This is a genomic window from Caballeronia sp. LjRoot34 (assembly GCF_964253815.1).
Taxonomy (GTDB): domain Bacteria; phylum Pseudomonadota; class Gammaproteobacteria; order Burkholderiales; family Burkholderiaceae; genus Caballeronia.
In genome coordinates, this window is sequence record NZ_CAXUSB020000001.1 from 475,734 (window position 1) to 498,529 (window position 22,796).

Annotated in this window: 14 protein-coding genes; 4 read left to right on the plus strand and 10 right to left on the minus strand. The window is 62.0% G+C overall.

Going from position 1 to position 22,796, the window contains the following annotated elements; genetic code table 11:
- Nucleotides 1-40: 40 nt before the first annotated feature.
- From glcF to ACSQ36_RS02210, 4 genes are all read right to left on the minus strand, one after another.
- The gene (gene glcF / locus ACSQ36_RS02195; protein WP_436180759.1) at nucleotides 41-1,267 is read right to left on the minus strand and encodes a glycolate oxidase subunit GlcF; all 1,227 of its coding nucleotides are present in this window, start codon (nucleotides 1,265-1,267) and stop codon (nucleotides 41-43) included.
- Between the two features lie 16 nt (nucleotides 1,268-1,283).
- The gene (glcE, locus tag ACSQ36_RS02200; RefSeq protein WP_213765874.1) at nucleotides 1,284-2,372 is read right to left on the minus strand and encodes a glycolate oxidase subunit GlcE; all 1,089 of its coding nucleotides are present in this window, start codon (nucleotides 2,370-2,372) and stop codon (nucleotides 1,284-1,286) included.
- 155 nt (nucleotides 2,373-2,527) lie between these two features.
- Nucleotides 2,528-4,021, minus strand: coding sequence for an FAD-linked oxidase C-terminal domain-containing protein (locus tag ACSQ36_RS02205; protein WP_213765875.1), 1,494 nt, complete (start codon nucleotides 4,019-4,021; stop codon nucleotides 2,528-2,530).
- Between the two features lie 167 nt (nucleotides 4,022-4,188).
- Nucleotides 4,189-5,604 (minus strand): FAD-binding oxidoreductase, encoded by a 1,416-nt coding sequence (locus ACSQ36_RS02210; RefSeq protein WP_213765876.1) that lies wholly within the window; start codon nucleotides 5,602-5,604, stop codon nucleotides 4,189-4,191.
- A gap of 193 nt (nucleotides 5,605-5,797) precedes the next feature.
- Here ACSQ36_RS02210 and ACSQ36_RS02215 point away from each other — a divergent pair, with 193 nt between their 5' ends.
- Together ACSQ36_RS02215 and hmpA are read left to right on the plus strand one after the other, a co-directional pair.
- Nucleotides 5,798-6,349, plus strand: a complete 552-nt coding sequence (locus tag ACSQ36_RS02215) for a cob(I)yrinic acid a,c-diamide adenosyltransferase (protein WP_213765877.1) — start codon at nucleotides 5,798-5,800, stop codon at nucleotides 6,347-6,349.
- A gap of 133 nt (nucleotides 6,350-6,482) precedes the next feature.
- Entirely contained in the window at nucleotides 6,483-7,685 is a 1,203-nt protein-coding gene (gene hmpA, locus ACSQ36_RS02220; RefSeq protein WP_436180760.1) for an NO-inducible flavohemoprotein, read from the plus strand.
- A gap of 65 nt (nucleotides 7,686-7,750) precedes the next feature.
- Here the strand turns inward: hmpA and aroG are convergent, their stop codons facing one another.
- Nucleotides 7,751-8,824: a 3-deoxy-7-phosphoheptulonate synthase AroG gene (aroG, locus tag ACSQ36_RS02225; protein WP_436180761.1), complete on the minus strand. Its 1,074-nt coding sequence runs from the start codon at nucleotides 8,822-8,824 to the stop codon at nucleotides 7,751-7,753.
- Here aroG and ACSQ36_RS02230 point away from each other — a divergent pair.
- Nucleotides 8,823-9,092 carry a hypothetical protein gene (locus ACSQ36_RS02230; RefSeq protein WP_436180762.1) on the plus strand — a complete coding sequence of 90 codons (270 nt, stop codon included), beginning with the start codon at nucleotides 8,823-8,825 and terminating at the stop codon, nucleotides 9,090-9,092. The genes aroG and ACSQ36_RS02230 overlap by 2 nt on opposite strands.
- Nucleotides 9,093-9,267: 175 nt before the next feature.
- On the opposite strand, the gene tldD is transcribed toward ACSQ36_RS02230, so the two are convergent.
- From tldD to ACSQ36_RS02245, 3 genes are all read right to left on the minus strand, one after another.
- Complete coding sequence (tldD, locus tag ACSQ36_RS02235; protein WP_436180763.1) at nucleotides 9,268-10,734, minus strand: metalloprotease TldD; 1,467 nt, start codon at nucleotides 10,732-10,734, stop codon at nucleotides 9,268-9,270.
- 100 nt (nucleotides 10,735-10,834) lie between these two features.
- Nucleotides 10,835-11,668, minus strand: coding sequence for a carbon-nitrogen hydrolase family protein (locus tag ACSQ36_RS02240; RefSeq protein WP_436180764.1), 834 nt, complete (start codon nucleotides 11,666-11,668; stop codon nucleotides 10,835-10,837).
- 85 nt (nucleotides 11,669-11,753) lie between these two features.
- Complete coding sequence (locus ACSQ36_RS02245) at nucleotides 11,754-15,953, minus strand: YhdP family phospholipid transporter (protein ID WP_436180765.1); 4,200 nt, start codon at nucleotides 15,951-15,953, stop codon at nucleotides 11,754-11,756.
- A gap of 206 nt (nucleotides 15,954-16,159) precedes the next feature.
- On the opposite strand from ACSQ36_RS02245, the gene glnE reads away from it, so the two are divergent.
- Nucleotides 16,160-18,955 (plus strand): bifunctional [glutamate--ammonia ligase]-adenylyl-L-tyrosine phosphorylase/[glutamate--ammonia-ligase] adenylyltransferase, encoded by a 2,796-nt coding sequence (gene glnE, locus ACSQ36_RS02250; protein ID WP_436180766.1) that lies wholly within the window; start codon nucleotides 16,160-16,162, stop codon nucleotides 18,953-18,955.
- A gap of 1,197 nt (nucleotides 18,956-20,152) precedes the next feature.
- On the opposite strand, the gene recN is transcribed toward glnE, so the two are convergent.
- Entirely contained in the window at nucleotides 20,153-21,808 is a 1,656-nt protein-coding gene (gene recN / locus ACSQ36_RS02255; RefSeq protein WP_436180767.1) for a DNA repair protein RecN, read from the minus strand.
- A 7-nt stretch (nucleotides 21,809-21,815) separates the two neighbouring features.
- Nucleotides 21,816-22,718, minus strand: coding sequence for an NAD kinase (locus ACSQ36_RS02260; protein ID WP_213765885.1), 903 nt, complete (start codon nucleotides 22,716-22,718; stop codon nucleotides 21,816-21,818).
- Nucleotides 22,719-22,796 lie beyond the last annotated feature (78 nt).

Sequence of the window (22,796 nt, forward strand, 5' to 3'; positions counted from 1 at the left end):
TACGGATGCGGTGCGCCGAAACAGCCGGCGCCCGCCAGCGTTAGCCATACAGCAGATGTTCGACCAGTTGAATCCAGTGCACGACGGGCGTGGACGTGCCGCTCTGCAAATGCGCGATACAGCCCACATTCGCCGATACGATCATCTGCGGCTCGAGCTTTTCGAGCTTGTCCAGTTTCTGGTCGCGCAACGTGTAGGAGAGTTTCGGCTGCAGCACCGAATACGTTCCGGCCGAGCCGCAGCACAGATGGTTATCGGCGGGAAGATGCACTTCTATGCCCAGCGCCGTCAGCAAGTTCTCCACGTGGCCGCGAATCTGCTGGCCATGCTGCAGCGTGCACGGCGGATGAAACGCGACGGTATGCACCGCGCGACGCCTGACCATGGCCGTCAGTTCGTCTTCGTACTGCGGCAGGATTTCCGCGAGGTCGCGCGTCAGCTCCACAATCCGCGCCGCCTTCTCCGCGTAGACCGGATCATTGCGCAGCAAATGCGCGTATTCCTTGACCGTCGCGCCGCAACCGGACGCGTTCATCACGATCGCCTCCACGCCGTTTTCCACATACGGCCACCACGCGTCGATGTTGTTGCGCACGTCGTCCAGCGCTTCATCGTTATAGCCGAGATGCAGGCGGATCGCGCCACAGCAACCGGCGTCCGGCGCGCTCAGGATCTGAATGCCCAACGCATCGAACACCCGTGCAGTTGCTATGTTGACGTTCGGCATCATGGCGGGCTGGACGCAGCCGGCGAGCATCAGCATCTTGCGCGCATGCGTGCCGGTCGGCGGTTCGAGCGGCCGTTGCGCAACCGGAATCTTGGTCCGCAAGGCTTTGGGCAACAGCGGCCGGAATTGCTGGCCGAGTTTCATCGCGGGCGTGAAAAGCTTGCTGTTCGGCAGGAAGTTGGCGAGCAGTTTGCGTTGGACGCGCTGGCCGAACGGCCGCTCCACTTTTTCTTCCACCACCTTCCGGCCAATCTCCACCAGCCGTCCATATTGCACGCCCGATGGGCACGTGGTCTCGCAATTGCGGCACGTGAGGCAGCGGTCCAGATGCAGTTGCGTGCTGCGTGTCACGGGCGCGCCTTCCAGCATCTGCTTGATCAGATAGATTCGGCCACGCGGGCCGTCGAGTTCATCGCCCAGTATCTGGTAGGTCGGGCACGTCGCCGTGCAGAATCCGCAATGCACGCACTTGCGCAGGATAGCCTCGGCTTCTTCGCCATCGGCGGTATCGCGCATGAAGTCGGCGAGGTTGGTTTGCATTGCGTGTGTCTTCAGTTCAGAAGTCGGGGTAGAGGCGGCCGCGATTGAAAATGCTCGCGGGATCGAATGCAGCTTTCAGGCCACGATGAATCTTCATCAGCGGGGCGGGCAAGGGCGTGAAGACACCCGCTTTGCGATCGTACGCCGCGCTCGAACGGAAGATGGTCGCGTGGCCACCGGCCTGCTTGGCGCTGATACGCACGGTTTGCGGATCGGCGTCGGTGATCCACCAGCGTTGCGCGCCGCCCCATTCCATCAGGTGCGGACCGGGGAGATGCATCGGCTCGGCAATCGATGGCAGCGACAGCCGCCACAAAGCGCACTTCGGCGGCAGCACGGCGAAGAACGGATCGGTTTGTTCGCGCAAACCGTGCCAGAAACGCTCGGCTTCCACGGCGTCCACCACTTCTCCGCCCAACGATGTCCGCGCCGCTTTCACCGCCGCTTCTGCGCCGCCCAGGCGCAACGCGAGCGTGTGGCCGCGCCACGCACTGCCGGTCAACGGCAACGGATGGCCGCTCCATTCGTTGAGTTTACGCACGGCGTCCGTGTCGTTCATCTCGAACTTGAGCGTGGCTTCGGCGACGGGTTTCGGCAGCACTTTCACCGATACCTCCAGGATCATCCCCAGCGTACCGAGAGAACCGGCAAGCAGCCGCGAGACGTCGTAGCCCGCCACGTTCTTCACCACCTGACCGCCGAAATGCAGCACGTGGCCCTGGCCGTTCATCACCACGGCGCCGAGCACGAAGTCGCGCGCCGCGCCGGTCGCCGCGCGCCGAGGGCCGGCGAGTCCGGCTGCAATACAGCCGCCGATGGTAGCGTTTGGTCCGAAGTGCGGCGGCTCGAACGGCAGCATCTGGCCGCATTCGTCCAGCCGCGCTTCGATCTCGCTGAGCGGCGTGCCGGCCTTCGCGGTGATCACGAGTTCGGCCGGGTCATATTCGATAATCCCGCGATGCGCCCGCGTATCGACTATCTCGCCTTGCAGCGTCTGGCCGTACCAATCCTTCGTGCCGCCGCCGCGAATCCTTAGCGGGGTGTTGCTCGCCGTCGCGGCGCGCACGCGCTCCGACCAGCTCGCGACAATGTCTTCCTCTGTCATGGTGTCCAGCGTTTTATGGCTCTTGGGTCAGTGTATCGGCGTGTTCCCGCGCGGCCACTCGTATAAACGTGGATACCGTCCGGGCTCGAACGCCTGCAATCACCGCCGATGCTTCAAAGGGACATTTATCTACACGCAATGTTGGGAAGCGTCGCCTAAAAGCGTGGAATCTCGGGATGCGGCAGCAAGCCGCCGCGAATATGCATTTTCCCGTACTCGGCGCAACGCGCGCGCGTCGGGATGCCTTTGTCGGGATTAAGCAGGCCGGGGGGATCGAAGGCACGTTTTATCGCGTGAAACGTATCGCGTTCTTCGGGGGAAAACTGGACGCACATGGAGTTGATCTTTTCGATACCCACGCCATGCTCGCCCGTCACCGTGCCGCCCAGTTCCACGCAGGTTTCCAGGATGTCCGAACCGAATGCCTCGGCCCGGTGCCATTCGTCGAGATCGTTGCCGTTGAACAGGATCAGCGGATGCATGTTGCCGTCGCCGGCATGGAACACGTTCATGCAACGCAGTGCATACTTTTTTTCCATCTCTTCAATACGCGCCAGCAGCGGCCCGATCTGGCGGCGCGGCACGGTGCCGTCCATGCAGTAATAATCAGGCGAGATACGGCCGGCCGCCGGAAACGCGTTCTTGCGGCCGGACCAGAACTTCAGCCGTTCGGCTTCCGAGCGAGAAATCTGGATGCGATTCGCGCCGAATTCGCGCAGCACGGCCGTCATCCGCACGATTTCCTCCATGACTTCGTCTTGTGTGCCGTCCGATTCGCACAGCAGGATCGCCTTCGCGTCGAGGTCGTAACCCGCTTTCACGAACTCCTCCACGGCGCGTGTCGCGGGTTTATCCATCATCTCGAGCCCGGCGGGGATGATGCCGGCCGCGATGATCGCCGCGACCGCGTTGCCGCCTTTGATGACGTCGTCGAAGCTGGCCATGATCACCTGGGCCGTTTGGGGCTTGGGGATCAGCTTGACGGTGATCTCGGTGACGATGGCGAACATGCCTTCGCTGCCGATCAGCACCGCCAGCAGGTCGAGCCCAGGCGCGTCTAAACCGAGCGAACCGAATTCGAGGATGTCGCCTTCCATCGATACCGCGCGTACCCGCATCACGTTGTGACACGTCAGGCCATACTTCAGGCAGTGGACCCCGCCGGAGTTCTCGCTGACATTGCCGCCGATCGTGCAAGCAATCTGCGATGACGGATCGGGCGCGTAGTAGAGCCCGAAAGGCGCCGCGGCTTCGGATATGGCGAGATTGCGCACGCCCGGTTGGACCGTTGCGGTACGCGCGTAGGGGTCGACTTCGACGATCTTGCGAAAGCGTGCAAGGGACACCACGATGCCATGCCGGATCGGCATGGCGCCGCCCGACAAACCTGTGCCCGCGCCACGCGGGACGATAGGCACATCGAGCCGCGCGCAGATCTGCACGACGCGCTGAACCTGCGCTTCGGTTTCGGGCAGCGCGACGGCAAGCGGCAGCCGCCTGTACGCCGCGAGTCCGTCGCATTCATAAGCGGCCGTGTCTTCCTCGCGATACAGCAGGCAATGCGTCGGCAGCACGGCCATCAATGCCTGGACCACTTCGCGCTGACGCTGCGCCAGCACTTCAGGCGTTAGCTCGGCGGGTGCGTTCATGTTCCCTCCCGGCGGTGTGTGTGCTCTGGAGCATTCCAAAAAGCAGAGCGTTGATCTTGCACCTGCGCGTGCTTTCCGTCGATCGGGCTAATTACGGGGACGGAGCATGTTTTTGCGCCGGCGCGTTGTTCGCGCTGGACCTGCAGCACAGCCCGACCCGCATTCGATCAAGCGTCGTAGGAGAAAATCTTGCCCGGGTTCATCAGGTTTTTCGGGTCGAGCGCGTGTTTGATCGAGCGCATCACGCTGATTGCGTCCTCGCCATGTTCCTCGATCATGAAACCCATCTTGTGCAGCCCCACGCCGTGCTCGCCGGTACACGTTCCGCCCATGCGCAGCGCGCGCTCCACAATGCGGCGGTTGATCCGCTCGGCTTCTTCGAATTCTTCGGGCTTGGCCGGATCGAGCAGCATGGCGACGTGAAAATTGCCGTCGCCGACATGGCCGACGATCGGGCAGGGCAGCGTGCTCGCCTTCAGGTCCTGCTCCGTTTCGATCACACATTCGGCGAGCCGTGAGATTGGTACGCAGACGTCGGTTGTTACGGCGCGACAGCCGGGCTTCAGTTGCAGCATCGCGAAATAGGCGTTGTGACGCGCGTTCCACAGGCGGCTGCGGTCTTCCGGCCGTGTTGCCCATTCGAAATCGGTGCCATTATTTTGCGCAACGATCTCCTGCACCGTTTCCGCCTGCTCCTTCACGCTGCTTTCGGTGCCATGGAATTCGAAGAACAACATGGGCGATTCGCGGAAAGTGAGGTTCGAATGGCGGTTGATCGCGCGCACGGCGAGCGAATCCAGGAACTCGACGCGCGCGACGGGCACGCCCATCTGAATGGTTTCGATGGTGGCGCGTACGGCGTCGCCCATCGATGGAAATGCGCAGACCGCCGCCGATACCGCTTCCGGCTGCGGATAAAGCCGCACGGTGATCTCGACGATCACACCGAGCGTGCCTTCCGAGCCCACGAACAAGCGCGTGAGGTCGTACCCGGCCGACGATTTGCGCGCGCGCGTGCCGGTCTTGATGACGCGGCCATCGGCTAACACGACGGTGAGGCCAAGCACGTTTTCGCGCATCGTGCCGTAACGCACGGCGTTCGTACCCGACGCACGCGTAGCCGACATCCCGCCAATGCTCGCATCCGCGCCGGGATCGATCGGAAAAAACAACCCGGTGTCCTTCAGCGCTTCGTTCAACTGCTTGCGCGAAATTCCCGGCTGGACGGTGACCGTCAGGTCTTCGGCGTCAATCGACAACACCTGGTTCAAGCCCGACATATCGATCGATACACCGCCCTGAACCGCCAGCAAATGCCCTTCCAGCGATGATCCGTTGCCGTACGGAATGACCGGGACATTGTGTTCGGCGCACAGCCGGACCACCGTCTGGACCTCTTCCGTGCTGGTCACGAAAACGACGGCATCGGGCAGTTGCGGATCGAACGGCGATTCGTCGCGGCCATGGTGTTCGCGGACTGCCGTGGTGGTGGAAACGCGTTCGGCGAACGCGGCCTTCAGCGCGTCGAGCAGGGCGGCGGGGAAGGTGCGGCGGACGGCGAGCGGGGGGACGGGGTGGTTCACGGCATGTCTCCGGACATCGGTGTGATGGGATGTTGGGATGCACGACATTTCGCATCGAAATGCGGGAATCGTGCGTTTTATCTACTCATTTTACGCCGATAGGCTAGATCGAGCCGGGCTCCGGGCAATGCCCCCGCGTTGCCTATAATGAGCGCGGGCGCTGACCGGCGTTCCGGGTTACCTGGAGAACATCATGGGCAATCGCCTGAGCAAGATATCGACGCGCACCGGCGACGACGGCACGACCGGCCTCGGCGACGGCAGCCGCGTGCAGAAGGACGACGCGCGGATCACGGCGATCGGCGATGTCGATGAACTGAATTCGCAGCTTGGCGTGCTGCTGTGCGAACCGCTGCCGGACGACGTGCGCGCCGCGTTGTCCGCCATTCAGCACGATCTCTTCGATCTCGGCGGTGAGCTCTGCATTCCCGGCCATTCGATGATCGAGAAGTCGCATCTTGCTCGTATCGATGAATGGATTGCGGAGTACAACGCGACTTTGCCGCCGCTCAAGGAATTCATCCTGCCGGGTGGATCGCGGGCGGCGTCGCTTGCGCATGTCGGGCGGACGGTTTGCCGGCGCGCGGAGCGATCGATTGTTGCGCTCGGCCGGGTGGACAAGATCAACGCGGCGCCGCGGCAGTATGTGAATCGGCTGTCCGATTTGCTGTTCGTGCTGGCGCGCGTGTTGAATCGTGTGGATGGCGGAACCGACGTGTTGTGGAATCACGAACGCAAGGTCTAAGGTAGGGCGTGGCCGGCACCGATTGCTCTGCCGACGCCACAATCAGCATCGTCTTATATCGCTGCGACAAAACGCGCGGATGTCTGGCTCCTTTAAAGATGTATTATAAATACATCTTTAAAGGAGCCCATGAATGACAGCCTTGACCGCCGACCAGATTGCCCGTGTAAAAGCCACCGCTCCCGTGCTCGCCGAACATGGCGTGACTATCACCAAACACTTCTACAAGCGGATGTTCGCCCATCATCCCGAGTTGAAAAACGTGTTCAACCAGGCGCATCAGCAAAGCGCCAGTCAGCCACAGGCGTTGGCGCGAGCGGTGTACGCGTATGCCGCGAACATCGATAACCTCGGCGCGCTCGGTTCGGCCGTCACGCATATCGCCCACAAACACGTGAGCCTGAATATCCGGCCGGAGCAATATCCGATCGTCGGTGAAAATCTGCTGGCTGCCATATCCGAAGTCCTGGGTGATGCCGTCGATGAACCCACGCTCAGCGCCTGGCGCGCCGCCTACGCGCAACTCGCGGAGATTTTGATCGGGGCGGAAAAGGGGCTTTATGCCCAAGCCGCGTGGAGCGGTTTCCGGCCGTTTGTGGTGTTTCGACGCGAACAGGAAAGCGACGAGATCACGTCGTTTTATTTGAAGCCATCCGATGGTGGTCCGGTCTGCCATTTCGAGCCGGGTCAGTACGTCAGCGTGAAGCGGTTCGTGAAGGAGATCGGCGTTGACCAGCCGCGTCAATACACGCTCTCCGATGCCCCGAACGGTCAGTGGCTACGTATTTCGGTGAAGCGCGAGCGGGCTCAGGATAAGCCGGCTGGATACATTTCCAATCTCATGCACGATGGGATGGACGTCGGCGGGATTGTTGAGGTCAGCGCACCGATGGGCGAATTCACGCTCGACGTAACCAAGACGACGCCCGTTGTATTGATCAGCGGCGGCGTAGGTATTACGCCGATGGTGTCGATGCTCGCTTCGCTCGCCGCTCAGGACAGCACGCGGCAGATATCGTTTGTTCACGCGTGCCGCAATGGCCGCACGCATGCATTCGGCCGATGGCTGGACGCGATTGTTGCAAAACATCCGAACGTGTCGCGCGCCGTGTTCTATGAAAACACTCACGCCGACGACCGCCCGGGAACGGATTTCGACTTCGCGGGGCGGCCGGATTTCGCCCACATAGCCGATAAAACCCTGCTCCCCGACGCCGATTATTATTTGTGTGGCCCCGTGCCCTTCATGCGCGCGCAGCAGGATGCGTTGATAGCGGCGGGGGTATCGAAGTCGCGGGTGCGTACCGAGATCTACGGTTCCGGCGAGATGGCGTAGGGCGTTTGCGTTTGAAGGAAAGGCCACCAGATTGGCGGCCTTTTTTTAACCCGCGCTCAGGCCAATCAGTTCCCATTCCCCCGCGCCACGCGCCGCTGCTTCACGGCGTCCGCCAGCCCTTCCAGCACGTTCAGGCTGTCTTCCCAACCGATACACGCGTCGGTGACGCTTTGCCCGTACGTCAGCTCGCAGCCTTCCTTCAGATCCTGCCGTCCCGCGACCAGATTCGACTCCACCATCACGCCGATAATCCGTTCGTCGCCACCCGCAATCTGCCGGCCGATATCGGCGCAAACCGGGATCTGGTTCTCATGCTTCTTCGAACTGTTCGCGTGGCTCGCATCGATCATCAGCCGCGCGGCAAGCCCGGCCTTGCTGATGTCGTTGCATGCAGCGTTCACGCTTTCCGCGTCGTAGTTCGGCGTTTTGCCGCCGCGCAGGATGATATGGCAGTCCTCGTTGCCGGCCGTCGATACGATGGCCGAATGGCCACCCTTCGTCACCGAGAGGAAATGGTGCGGCTGCGACGCCGCCTTGATGGCGTCAACTGCAATCTTCACGTTGCCGTCCGTGCCGTTCTTGAAACCGACCGGGCACGACAATCCCGACGCCAGCTCGCGATGCACTTGCGATTCTGTCGTCCGCGCACCGATCGCACCCCATGAAATCAGGTCAGCGATGTACTGCGGGCTGATCATGTCGAGGTATTCGGTGCCGGCCGGCAACCCCAGTTCGTTGATTCGCAGCAGCAATTCGCGCGCGGTCCGCAGGCCGTCGTTGATCTTGAAGCTATTGTCCATGTACGGGTCGTTGATCAACCCTTTCCAGCCGACCGTCGTACGCGGCTTTTCGAAATACACCCGCATCACGATTTCCAGTTCGCCCGCAAAGCGCTTGCGCTCCTCGACGAGACGGCCCGCATATTCCAGAGCCGCTTTGGTGTCGTGGATCGAGCATGGTCCGACGATCACGATCAGGCGGTCTTCCATGCCGTGCAGGATGCGATGCATCGACTGGCGCGAGTTGTAGATCAGGTTCGAAACCAGCTCGGCGCAGGCGAACTCACGGATCAGGTGAGCAGGGGGCGTGAGTTCTTTCAATTCGCGGATTCGGACATCGTCGGTGTTGTGCGGGGGCATGCTGGTTCTCCAGGAACGCGTTTTTGATGCTGTGTTCGTTTGTCGATACGTCCGACAGATCAGGGACAGTGCAAAAAGTCGTCAAAAAAGTGGGCATAAAAAAACCGCCAGGCTGCGCTGGCGGTTTTTCGGGAAACTTGGGTTCTACACAAACGACTCACCCCTCTCGATCCGCCAGCGGCTTGAGATGCCAAAAAAAGTAAAAATAAAACTTGGCGGACATGATGGTTTGGGTCGTTGGGTAAAAATTGAACGTCTGGCTTTATAACCTTAAACACGCGCGGTTGGCAAGTTGTCAGCTGCCAAAATGCGGATATTCCGCGCTGTAGCACTGATTTCCGCACTAAACGTGAGCGTTTCATGCGGATTTCCCGCGTAGTGCGCTCGAAAGCTTCAGGAAGCGCGGCGCGGGAAAGTCACTGGTCAAACGGCCGGCTACACGCTCAAACCGTGCCGCCCACTGTCATTTTTTCGATTCGCAAGGTTGGCTGACCCACGCCTACCGGCACGCTCTGGCCTTCCTTGCCACACACGCCCACGCCGCCGTCGAGCGCCATGTCGTTGCCGATCATGGTTACGTACTTGAGCGATTCCGGGCCGCTGCCGATCAGCGTTGCACCCTTCACCGGGTACGTGATCTTGCCGTTCTCGATCATGTACGCCTCGGACGCGGAGAACACGAACTTGCCGTTGGTGATGTCGACCTGACCGCCGCCGAAATTCACCGCGTACAAGCCGTTTTTCACCGATGCCAGGATTTCACCCGGATCCTTGTCGCCATTGAGCATGTACGTGTTGGTCATGCGCGGCATGGGCAGGGCGGCGTAAGACTCGCGCCGGGCGTTGCCCGTCACCGGCATCTTCATCAAACGTGCATTCAGCGAATCCTGAATGTAGCCCTTGAGAATGCCGTCCTCGATCAAGGTCGTGCATTGCGTAGGATTGCCTTCGTCGTCGATATTCAGCGAACCGCGCCGGTTCGGCAGCGTGCCGTCGTCGACAACTGTCACGCCCTTCGCCGCCACCCGTTCACCGATACGCCCCGCAAACGCCGACGACCCCTTGCGGTTGAAGTCGCCTTCCAGCCCATGGCCGATCGCTTCGTGCAGCAGCACGCCGGGCCAGCCCGGTCCGAGTACGACGGTCATTGCACCGGCAGGCGCAGGACGCGCGTCGAGATTAACGAGCGCCGCGTGTACGGCCTGATCGACGTAGTGGGACAGGATCTCGTCGGTGAAATAGGCGTAGTCGTAACGTCCACCACCACCGCCGCTGCCCATTTCGCGACGTCCGTCCTTTTCAGCGATTACCGTCACGGACACGCGCACCAGCGGCCGGATGTCCGCGGCCAGCGCGCCGTCGCTGCGTGCGACCAGCACGACGTCATATTCACCCGCGAGACCCGCCATGACCTGGACGATGCGCGGATCGCGGCCACGCGCCATTTTCTCCACGCGTTCGAGCAACTTCACCTTCGCGGTGGCGTCGAGCGACGTGAGCGGATCGGACGGGAGATACAGGTCGCGGCCGAACACGCCGGTCAACGAGCTGGCCGACTTGATCTTGTGCTTGCCGCCGCCGGCCTTTGCGATGGCGCGCGTGGCGACCGCCGCCTGACGGATGGATTCCGCGGACAAGTCGTCCGAATACGCAAACGCCGTCCGGTCACCCGACACGGCGCGCACGCCCACACCTTGATCAATGCTGAAGCTGCCCGATTTGACGATGCCTTCTTCCAGGCTCCACGCTTCGCTGCGTGTGGACTGGAAATAGAGATCCGCGTAGTCCACGCGGTGCGTGAAGATCTCGGCCAGCGTGCGCGTAATAGTGGATTCGTCGAGGCCGTAGGGCGTCAGCAGGATCTCTTTCGCGGTGGCGAGATTTCGGATGCCGGGTTCGATGATGTTCATTCGTTGCCTGTGGCGAAGTCTGGGGGGATTAAACGCATTCTAACGTTGGAGTGTTTATGCCACACCCTGACCAAATGGAGGGGGGCTCCGAAAAAACAAGCTAGCCCAAAACGCGATGCCGCAGAGCCGGAAGGCTTTGGCGGACGGATGCAATACGCGCGGCATCAATCGCTCCGGCTGCCACGCCCGCACCTTCTTCCACCACGGCCACGATCTCGCCCCACGGATCGATCAGCATGCTGTGGCCCCAGGTCCGGCGGCCGTTTTCGTGTTTGCCGCCTTGCGCGGCGGCCAGCACGTAGCATTGGTTTTCGATTGCGCGCGCCTTGAGCAGCGTTTCCCAGTGCGCCTCGCCGGTGGTGTACGTGAACGCGGACGGCACGACTATCAACGCGCAATCGTCCATTTTTCTGTAAAGCTCGGGAAACCGCAGGTCGTAACACACCGACAACCCCACGCGTCCGAACGGGGCTTCAAACGTACGCACTTCGGTTCCCGGACAGATCGTGCGGGCTTCATCGAAGGATTCCGTGCCTTTCTCGAAATTGAAGAGATGAATCTTGTCGTAGCGGGCGACCTGCTTGCCGGACGGATCGAAGACCAGAGTGGTATTGAGCACGCGCGCCGGTTCAGGCGATTCCAGAGGCAAGGTCCCGCCGATCACCCACACGCGATGTTCGCGCGCCGCGTCCGACAGGAACTGCTGGATCGGACCGTGCCCGGGCGTTTCGCGGATCGCGAGCTTGTCCGTGTCCTTGAAACCCATGTAGCAGAAATATTCCGGCAGCAGTACAAGCTGTGCGCCATCGCGCGCGGCTTCGGCAATCAGCCGTCCCGCTTCCGCAATATTGCGCTCGCGATCCGGCGCGCTCACCATTTGCAGCGCAGCTACGCGGAATGCCCCGGGGGTGCCTTCGCTTGATTTTTCGCTCATGTCAGCCTGCTAAAAGGGGCGCGATGGTAACCGAAATCGCTTGTTGCCAGCCTGTGTGATCTTCACTGAAACGCTATTAAAAAGATCAGTTGGGCACGGTGGCAGCGGGAATTTCGATCTTACCCTGATCGCCTTTCACCCGCTGAATGACGGGTTTCGACCACGAGCCGGTAATGGAATAGTCAATCGTGAACGCTTTTCCAATCGACTTCGATAGCAGCAGGTCGGCCACCAGCGTGCCGATCCCGAGCAAAGGATTGATCACGGCGGCGCCCAGCGCCACGGCGCCCGCGCTGATGGTCGGGATGACCTTGGCGTGCAGGTCCTGGGTTTCCTTCGGCAGATCGACCAGCCCCTTCAGCTCGACGCGTGCCGGCGCCGTGATCATCGTGAAATCATTGGTGCGGCCGATGCCATCCTGAACCGTGCCTGAACCGGTGATTTTTTCGAACGGCAGTCCTTTGCCGACCACGTCCTGGAAATTCAGCGTGAGGAAGTGCGCGAGGCTTTGCAGGCTGAGCACGCCGAGCAGCTTGGCCGCGCCCGGATTGACCTTGAGAATCTGGCCATGATGCAAGTCGACGTCCAGCTTACCGTTGAGCGTGGGTAGGTCGACTGCAGCCGGACTGCCGTCCCAGCCAAGCTGACCCGTCACGGTGCCTTTGCCGTTCTTCACCGTCCGCGGCAAGCCGAGCCGTTCGACCAGCGCACCGGCATCGGTGATGTCCAGCTTGAAATCCACCGCGGTGCGGCGGGGGGCGTTGTCGTCGGCGTCGGCTGGAAAACCGACGGGACCGCTGATCGTGCGCCAGTTGGCCGTGGCCGACAGTGTCGCGTCCGGATTGCTCAAATCCAGTTTGTCCAGATGCCAGACCGGCACGTTGTCTTCCACGTCGTTGCGCGCGTCCACCTCAAGGCGTCCGAGCGTGCGCCCGCGCACCACGAGTTCGTTCACGATCAAATCGATGGACGGCATGTTGGCCGGCGGCTTGCGGATCATCTGTGTGACCAGGTCGGTTTCCTCCTTCCCCGGAATCACGACCTTCGTGAACCGCGCCTGCAACGCGCCCGGACTGCCCTTTGTCGCGCCCGGCATCCATTGCGCATTGCCCGTAACCTGATCCGACGCAATGTTCGCCTGCCACTTGCGGTCATCGCCGAGATTTGCGCCGATCGCCACATCTTCCCAGCGCCGGTTGAGCAGCTTGATCGTGGCGAAATGCAGCGCGAAGCGCTTGGGGAGGAATTGCTTCATCGCCTGCGATTGCGATTGAGTCTGCGGGTCCGGCTGTGGCATCGGTCCCAATTCGGCGATCAGCTTGCGCCACGCGTCGGCATCGAGTTCGTCGATATCCACCGCCGCCGTCACGCCCTGTTCCGGCAGATCGGCCGGTTTGTTTACGCCGATAGCACCCCGTTCCACGATCGGCGCTTCCTTGCCGGTCTGCTTGAGCAAGTAATGCGCATTCACCGGCCCGAGCGTGAGTTTCGCGTCGTGCTCCTGGGGCGATCCGGCCATTGCCGTGAACGTGAACGAGACGGGCATGGGCGTGCCCTCGCTCTTGTTGAAGGGCGCCGGAAAGTCCAGGCCGAGGCCGGTCAGGTCGGAGTTGGCCTCGACCTGCGGCAACGCATTTTTCACGCCGCGCACGCGCAGGTCGTACGGTGCGGTGCCGCTGATGTGCTTGAGAATCTGCGCCGCTTGTGCCTGATCGCGCGCGTTCAGGCTCTGGGCCGCGTCGCCACCTATGCGGCCGCTTACATCGAAGGCATAACTGCCGTCGGGTTTCACGCCGCCGGTACCACGCACGTCGCCGCCGAGGAATTTCGCCGTGAGGCCATCGAGCGACGCGGTCTTTTCGCCGAACCGCGCCCGCCCTTTGAGATTCGATAACGGCGGCAACGCAGCGTATGCAAGCTCGTTGCCGTTGAACGTGAGCGCGCCTTTGTAACCCACGTGCGGCCGTACGCCGGGCGGCGGCGCGACCCGCGGAATTTCCAGTTGCAACGCGAGCGCGGCGTTACCGGTGGCGCGAATCTTCGTCGACACGTGGTGTGAGAGCGCGCCGAGCGAGCTGTCTTCCACGTAACGAAGCATGTCGGTGATCGGGCCATGCGCGTCGGCGTCGATCAGCAGCTTCGATTCGCGATTGCCCAGGTCTTCAATCCGTCCCGTCGTCTTGACCACGCTCACGCCGAGATAATGGCCGCGCGAAATATCGAAGCCCAGCTTGTTTTCGGCGAGATGAAACGTCCCGTCAATACCATCGAACGCCGGCCACACGTTCGGCGTTCCGTTTGCCATGGTCTTGGGCGGATAGGGCGTTGGCTCGAACTTGCCGCCCGAGAAGGGCGCGACGATGCGGAACTGGCCGGCATCGGGGAACTTTGCGTAAGGGAATTTCGTCAGGTCGCCGTGAATCTCGATGGTGGCGTTGCGCGAAACGCCGGATTGCAACGCGTGGCCCAGATAAACGCGTAGTTTTTCGCTGATGCTCGTCGGCAGGTAGTGCACGAGGCTCGTCACATTCAGGCGCGCGGCCTTTGCCTTGAGATCGAGCGAACCCCTGCCTTCGCCTTCGTTGCGATAGTCGGCCGTCGCACTCGCTTCGGCGTCCGCATTCTTGACGTGCAGCGTCTCCACGTGGGCGGTGATCGCCTTGTGCGGCTTGCCGGGCGCGTCGGTGAGCGTCCAGGTCACGCGGCCGTCGATCTGATCGAGCACGAGACGCGGGTTATCGAAGACGCCGGGGATGGTGATCGCGGTATTTTTCGTATCGATAACCGCGCTGCCGTGATCCTGATCCGCGTCAATACTGCCCCACAGGTTTTCCACGCCCGGAATCCCGGCCCGCGGGTGGTTGTTGATCGTCAGGCCCGGCGGCGGTTCCTGGGCCTGCACGCTCACGCCGCGCAAGTCGCCCTTGACCGTGTAGCGTATCGGCGGCTCGGCGCCCGTCTGCCGCTGAGCCAGCATTTGAGCGTGGTTCGCCGGTCTGGGCCGCTCGGTTTGCAGCGTGTAGTTGGCAATCTGGCCACGCGGGTTGAATCGGATCAGATCGTTTTGCGCCTTCGATGGCAACGGCAGCGTGCGCAAGAATTCGCCGAGGATGCCGAGATCGACGACATCGCCCGATACCCCGAACATCTGCCCGCGCTGCAAGGTCGCCGCACGGTAATGGCCGGTCAGGGTGTGCAACGCCAGCAGGCGAGACACGGGCGTGCCGTCGGCGAGCGGCGGCTGGCCGAGTTCTGCGTGCAGGTTTGCAAGGTGCAGCGTGTATTCGTCGTCCTGTTGCGCAAGATCCCAGCGGAAGTCCGCGATCGGCACGTCGAGACGCGGCTGCGTTGGACGCACGCGCAACGCGATGTCGGAGCCGGTCAGGTCGCCGCCCGCTGATTGCAGCTTGCCGCTCGCGAAGTCGAGCCAGATGCGGTTGTCGAAACGTCCGCCGTAGGTCGCGAAGGGCATCGTCGCGTACTGCGAGAGCTTGGGCAGATCGACAGGACCGGTCGACAGATACGCCTGGCCCGTCCAGTTCGCCGGCCGGCCGGGCACGCTGAAGCGGGGCGTGGTGAAGTCCGCGCGGAAGTCGAGCGGCCCGTGCAGCAGGTCGCCGTCGGGGGACGCCTGCAACGCCAGCCGATGATGCGGGCCGTCGTTGAGAATAGCGAGCTTGATACGCTTGAGCGCGAGTTCCGGCGCATTGCGCTCGCCGTCGTGCCAGCGCAGCGTGCCGTCGCGCAGCACGATGGCTTGCTGTCTCAGCAGCCAGGTCATGAACGCGTCGTTGCCCGTGTGTTTCGCCTGGATCGGCACGCCGGCTACGCTGAAGGTTCCGTCGGCGGCGCGCGAGATGACGACGTCGGGGCCATCGACGGTGAGATTCGAGAGCAGCGGAATGGGACCCAGCAGCGAGCGCCACGCGACCGTGGCGCTGGCGTGCGGCACGGCGAGACCCGGCGTGCCGTCGGCGGCGTCGATCCGGAGATTGTCGATATCGAATGAAGGCTCGAAGCCGGACCACTTCGCCGTGATACGTCCGATGCGCAACTGCGCATGGATCTTCGACGAGACCATTTGCTCGATGCGCGGCTTGAACACATCGATCTGGGGAAGCACGGCGTAACGCAGCGCGAGATAGATCCCGGCGACCGCGAAATAGACCACGGCAACCAGCACCAGAAGGACTTTGAGCACCCGCGACAACGCGAGCTCGGCGCGACCACCTAGCTTCACGGGCACAGCTTCAGGTGGGTCGGCGAATTCCTTTCGGTCGGACATGCTGCGGCGGGTCGGCGATATGGTAGGTTTTCGAGATTTGACGTTGAAATGTAACACAGCGCGCAGCGCAAAAAACTGCGGGAACACGCTACCATGCGGCCGCTAAGCCGCGCCGGACGGCGTTCTGCACACCTCGCGCCAATGTGCGCAAAAGCCCCGGCGCACTGCCGGACTTGTTTGTGAGCAATGACTGAGCCCGACTTTTCATGACCGACGCCGTTTTGCTGAGTGCCAGCGCTTCCCACTATGCCGCGCGCGTGTATGCCGCGCGTCCCGAATTGCCGGCCCAAGTGGCCGAATGGTCACAAGCGCCGATTCGCCGCGCCTGGATAGAGGCGCGGCTGAACGCGCTCTGCGACGCGTGTTCGGCGCGTTCGGCCAGCGGCCGGCTTGATGAAGCCGCGCTCAAGACCGCGCTGCGGCGGTTGCGCATCGAGGTTTTCTGCACGGTGATGGAACGCGATCTCGCGGGCCTCGCGCCGGTTGCCGAAGTCACGGGCGCCATGACCGATCTTGCCGAGCTGACTATCCAGCGGGCGCTCGCGGTGTTATCGGCGGATCTGGAGGTCACGTTCGGCGAGCCACGCGGGCCTGACGGACAGCGCTTGACGCTGGGTGTAGTGGGAATGGGGAAGCTCGGTGGACGTGAGTTGAATGTGTCGTCGGATATTGATCTGATTTTCGTCTATGAAGAAGACGGTGAGACGGCAGGCGGCGAACGCGCGGCGTTGTCGACCCAGGAATATTTTACGCGGCTCGGCCGTAAGCTCATAGGCGCATTGGCCGAGGTGACGGAAGACGGTTATGTCTTTAGAGTCGATATGCGGTTGCGGCCAAACGGCGATGCCGGCCCGCTCGCTTGCGGGCTCGGCATGCTCGAGGAATATTTCTATGTGCAGGGCCGCGAGTGGGAGCGGTACGCGTGGATCAAGGGGCGGCTGGTCTCCGAGGGTGAAAGCGAAGCGGCGCAACGGCTGGCCAAGCAGCTCGACGCGCTCGCTACGCCGTTTATCTACCGGCGGTATCTCGACTACGGCGTGATCAGCGCGATTCGTGCGCTGCATGTGCAGATCAGGCAGGAAGCGCAGCGGCGCGCGTCGATGCGGCCGGACAAAGCCGACGACATCAAGCTCGGTCGTGGCGGCATTCGGGAGATCGAGTTCAGCGCGCAGGTGTTTCAACTGATCCGTGGCGGCCAGATTGCCGATCTGCGGATTCGTCCGACCTTGTCCGTGCTGAATCGCGCGGCGGCGCACGGGTTGATATCGGCGAATGTATGTAGCGAACTCACCGGCGCGTACTTGTTCCTGCGCAAGCTCGAACACCGCTTGCAGTATCGAAACGATGCGCAGACGCACGCCATGCCGGTCGCGCCGGACGACCGCGCAGTGCTTGCCGATGCAATGGGCTTCGCCGATTACCCGGCGTTGACCGATGCGCTGGAGGCGCATCGGACGCGCGTTGAGTATCAGTTCGACCAGACTTTCGCCGATAAGGTGAAGGGCGACGGCGGTTGCGCGGTCGCGGAAGATTCGGCGGCGTCGTGGGTATGGAGCAGCGCGCTTGCCGACGACAGCGCCGAAGAACAGTTGGTCGAGCGCATGACCGAACTGGGTTTCACCGATGCCACCGCTGTGCTCACACGTCTGCGCAACGTGTGGAAGTCCACGCGATACGAAGGTTTGCCCGAGCGCAGCCGGGAGCGGTTCGATATTGTCGCGCAACGTGCGCTCGAAGCGGCGAAGGCCGTCGAGCCGCCCGAGCGGCGCGGCGACACCATTGCCCGGCTGTTCGACCTGCTCGAAGCGGTCAGCCGCCGCGGCGCTTATCTGGCGTTGCTCACCGAATATCCGGCGGCGCTCGAACGGGTGTTGTCGGTGCTGGGCGCGTCGCGTTGGGCGGCGGGATATCTGATCCGCCATCCGCAGCTTCTTGATGAATTGCTCGACGATGAAGTGATCGCGAGCCCCTTCGACTGGGCGCAATTTCGCGAATCCTTGCGCGCGCAGATTGCCGCCGCCGATGGCGCCGAGCAGCAGATGAACTTGCTGCGGCACGCACATCAGGCAGAGGTGTTCCGCATTCTGCTGATCGACCTGAGCGGCAAGCTGACCGTTGAACATGTGAGCGACCTGTTGTCGGCGCTGGCTGATGCCGTGCTCGATGTCACTATCGAAACGGTGTGGTCGCAGTTTCCCAAGCGTCACCGTGAGGTACCGCGCTTTTCTGTGATCGCTTACGGGAAGCTGGGTGGGAAGGAGCTGGGTTACGCGTCGGACCTGGACCTGATTTTCCTGCACGACGACCCCGACGAAGCCGCCGCCGATATTTACGCGATGTTCGCGCGCCGGCTGGTCACGTGGCTCACGACGGCAACGGGCGCGGGCACGTTATTCGATGTCGATTTGCGGCTGCGTCCGAATGGTGAATCGGGTTTGCTGGTGACGAGCCTGGAATCGTTCCGGCGGTATCAGATTCGTGAGGGCGATGCCGCGAATACGGCGTGGGTCTGGGAACATCAGGCGCTGTCGCGGGCGCGTTATTGCGCTGGCGATGCCGAGATTGGCGAGCGCTTCGAGGAAATTCGCGCCCAGGTTCTCACGATGCCGCGAGACGCCGCTGCGTTGGCGCAGGAGATTGTTGCGATGCGTGAGCGCGTGGATGCCGGGCATCCGAACCGGAGCAAGTTATTTGACCTGAAGCACGACCGCGGCGGGATGGTGGATATCGAGTTCATCGTGCAGTATTGCGTGCTGTTGCACGCGCGCGAAGACGCTGAATTTATTCGGAATATGGGCAATATTTCGTTGTTGCGACTGGCTGCGGGGTTCGGGCTGATGAGTGCCGAGGAGGCGGAAACGGTGGCGGCTGCGTATCGGCGGTATAGGAAGTTGCAGCACACGCTGAGGCTCGACGGGATGGAGAAGGCGCGGGTTGAACCGGATGTTGTGGTGGCGGAGAGGGAAGCGGTAACGGGGCTTTGGAAGCGGGTATTTGGGTAGGTTTTCGTTCGCACTCGGGGGGTGGTCGGGGGGGGGCTAGGTGGGTCTATGCCGGGGGGGCGGGGCTAGCGGTTCTGGGTCAATGCCGGGTTGGTGCTTTCGGCGTTAGTGGTCGGGGTTGATGCCGGGTTGCTGCTTTCAGTGTTAGCGGTCTGCGCGAGTCGGATATTCTCTTTATCACTATTAGCCACTGTGCGTGGCGGCACGTCATTTCTTTGTCCAAAGCGACAAAGAAACGAAGCAAAGAAAACGCTTTAACCGCTCTACCCTAAGTGTCCACAGCGTGCAGTTTTCATTCATGGGTGCCCCAAAAGCACGGTGCTCGCCAGAGCGAAGGATGTTTGAACCCCTCCTTCTCGCGAATCCTGACACGAACACGCTTCGCCCCGTACGCTCTCGGGCAAGCACCATTGCTAAGGAACCCGCACGGCCCCACCCGCATTTAAGGCTTCGTTTCTTGGTAGGTTCGGTGAGTGGCTTGCGTTGGAGGGCCCCCGTGGCCAGCTTCGCCAATCACAGCCTGATGTGTATTTTCGCCACCAGTGATTGAACCTGCCCAAGGTTCACCCCGCGCTATCCGCGGACAACCTCCCACCAAATCAGTACGCGCCTCCAACCACGCCGCCAACCCGTCAAGAAACGAGGCTGCGAAGATATCCTGGGCTGTAGCCCACGAAAATAAGCGCGCCGACCGAGCAGCTAACCCACAAAGAAGAACCGCAGAAGCAAATACGCGTTAGGCCGTGCTGGTTCGTGGGCGCCTCGTGCTTGCCCGAGAGCGTACGGGGCGAAGCGTGTTCGTGTCAGGATTCGCGAGAAGGAGGGGTTCACACATCCTCCGCTCTGGCGAGCACCGTGCTTTTGGGGCACCTATGAATAGAAACTGCACGCTGTGGACACTTAGGGTAGCGTGGTTGAAAGCGCTTTCTTTGCTTCGTTTCTTTGTCGCTTTGGACAAAGAAATGACGTGCCGCCACGCACAGTGGCTAACAGTGATAAAGAGAAAATCCGACTCTCGCAGGCCGCTAACGCCGAAAGCACCAACCCGGCATTGACTCAGACCACTAACCCCAGAACCTAGCACCCCGGCATAGACCCCCGACCACTAACCCCAGAACCGACCACCCCAGCACCGACCCCCGCCCACTAACACCGCCCCACCCAAACAGAACCCCGAGTGCGAACGAAAATCCCTTCTTACGCGGCCAACATTTCCTTCGCATGCTTACGCGTGGTGGCCGTAATCTCAAGCCCCCCCAGCATCCGCGCAACTTCTTCCACCCGTTTCGATTTATCCAGCGGCGTAACGGTGCTAACCGTTCCCCCCGCAGAATCACCGGCTTTAGCCACCTGGAAATGATGATCGCCGCGCGCCGCGACCTGCGGCAAATGCGTCACGCACAGCACCTGCCGGTCGCGGCCGAGTTGATGCAGCAAACGCCCGACCACTTCCGCCACGCCGCCGCCAATCCCCGTATCCACTTCATCGAAAATCAATGTGGGGGTCGGGCTCGCCGTGCTCGCAATTACCGCCAACGCGAGACTGATCCGCGCGAGTTCGCCGCCAGACGCGACCTTCGCCAACGGCCTCAACGTCACGCCCGCATGCCCAGCCACCCGGAATTCGATCTGCTCAAGCCCGTTCGCACCGCCCTCTGCAAGCGGCACGAGCGCGACTTCAAAGCTGCCGCCGACCATCGATAATTCCTGCATGCCCTTGGTGACCGCCTTGCCAAGCGACTTCGCGGCTTTCCCGCGCGCCTTCGACAACACCGTCGCTTCCGCCAGATAAACCTCTTTCGCCTTGGCAACCGCCGCGCGCAGTGCATCGAGATCAGCGGCGGCATCGAGCGCCGCCAGCTGTCTGCGCCGCTCGGCATGCTCCTCGGGCAACGCTTCGGGCTGCATGCGAAACTTGCGCGCGGCCGAATGCAGTTGTTCCATCCGATGCTCGACCTGCGCCAGCCGGTTCGGGTCAAGCTCAAGCCGCTGAGCGTAGTGCGAGAGCGAATATGAGGCTTCCTGCAATTGAATCTCGGCGGGTTCGAGCGAAGCCAGCACGTCGGCGAGCGCAGGGTCGATATCGACAAGACCGCGCAGCTTCGACACGATCGCGGAGAGCTGCGTGATCATGGCTTCGTCCGACTCGGACAGCGCGTTCAGCGCGCCCTGCACACCGTCGATCAAACTCGCCGAATGCGACAGCCGATGATGCTCTGCGCTGACCTCTTCCCACTCACCCGGCTGCGGCGCAAGTTTGTCGAGTTCACTCAGTTGCCATGCGAGACGCTCGCGTTCCAGTTGCAACTCGCGATCGCGGTTTTGCGCGAGTTCCACCGCATGCGTTGCGTCGCGCCAGACCCGGTGCGCCCGCGCTACTTTCTGTGCCGAGTCGAGCAGGCCCGCGTGAGTATCGAAGAGTTCGCGCTGGGCGTCCGGGCGCATCAGCAATTGGTGGGCGTGCTGGCCGTGGATGTCGACGAGCATTTCGCTCAGTTCACGCAATTGCACAAGCGTAGCCGGCGTACCGTTGATAAACGCCCGCGAACGTCCACTTGAATCGACGACGCGCCGCAGCATGACCGTGTCGGCGTCGCCGGCAGCCAGCGCGTGCTCGTCCAGCCAGCGCGAGACTTGTGCGTGAGTAGAAAACTCGGCGGTGATGTCCGCGCGCGCTCCTCCGGTCCGCACGATGCTGGCGTCGGCACGCGCGCCGAGCGTGAGCGCGAGGGCATCGATAAGAATCGACTTGCCGGCGCCGGTTTCGCCTGAAAAGACGGTGAAGCCGCGCTCGAACTCAAGGTCTAGCGCGGCGACAATGACGAAGTCGCGAATCGAGAGATGACGGAGCATGGGCGTCTTAGAGTTTCGTGGCGTCTTCGTGCGAGGGATATTCGTTCCAGTGCAGCTTCTTGCGTAGCGTGGCGTAATGGCTATAGCCGACCGGATGCAACACCGGCACGGTATGACGCGAACGCCGCACTTCAATGGTGTCGTTCAGTTCGACCGCGGTAAACGACTGCATGTCGAAATTCACGTTCACGTCGCGCCCGCCAATAATCTGGATATCCACTTGCGAGTCGTCGGGCAGAACAATTGGACGATTCGACAGCGAATGCGGCGCGATGGGTACGAGTACAAAACCCTGCAATTGCGGATGCAGGATCGGTCCGGAAGAGGAGAGCGCGTATGCGGTCGAACCCGTGGGCGTGGCGACAATCAGACCGTCCGAGCGCTGGTTGTACATGAAACGCCCGTCCACCGACACGCGCAGCTCCGCCATGCCCGAAAAGCCGCTGCGATTCACCACGACGTCATTGAACGCCAGCGCGTGATAGATCGGCCGGCCGTCACGGACAATGCGCGCTTCGAGCAAGGTCCGCTCTTCGCGCTCGAAACTGCCGGCGAGCATTTGAGGCACCAGCTCCTGCATTTCGGCCAGCGTGATGTCCGTGATGAACCCGAGCCGCCCGTGGTTCACGCCAATCAGCGGCGTGCGATACGGCGCGAGCTGCCGGCCAATGCCAAGCATGGTGCCGTCGCCGCCGAGCACGACCGCGACGTCCGCGCGCGCGCCAATTTCCGGCGCGGTCAATGCGGGGTAGTCAGTCACGCCGACGTCGTGCGCCGTTTCCGCTTCGAACACGACGTCGAAGCCGCGTTTCACAATGCACGCGGCGAGCGCCGTCAGCGGCTCCCTGATGCCGGGCGTGTTGTTGCGCCCCACGAGCGCGACAGTCTTGAATTGGGTACCAATTTCCATGCCGGCATTACACCATAGGTGAGTGTCGAAAAGAACCGCGCGCCACGTCCGCGGTGCCTACGGCTTGTCTGTATATGC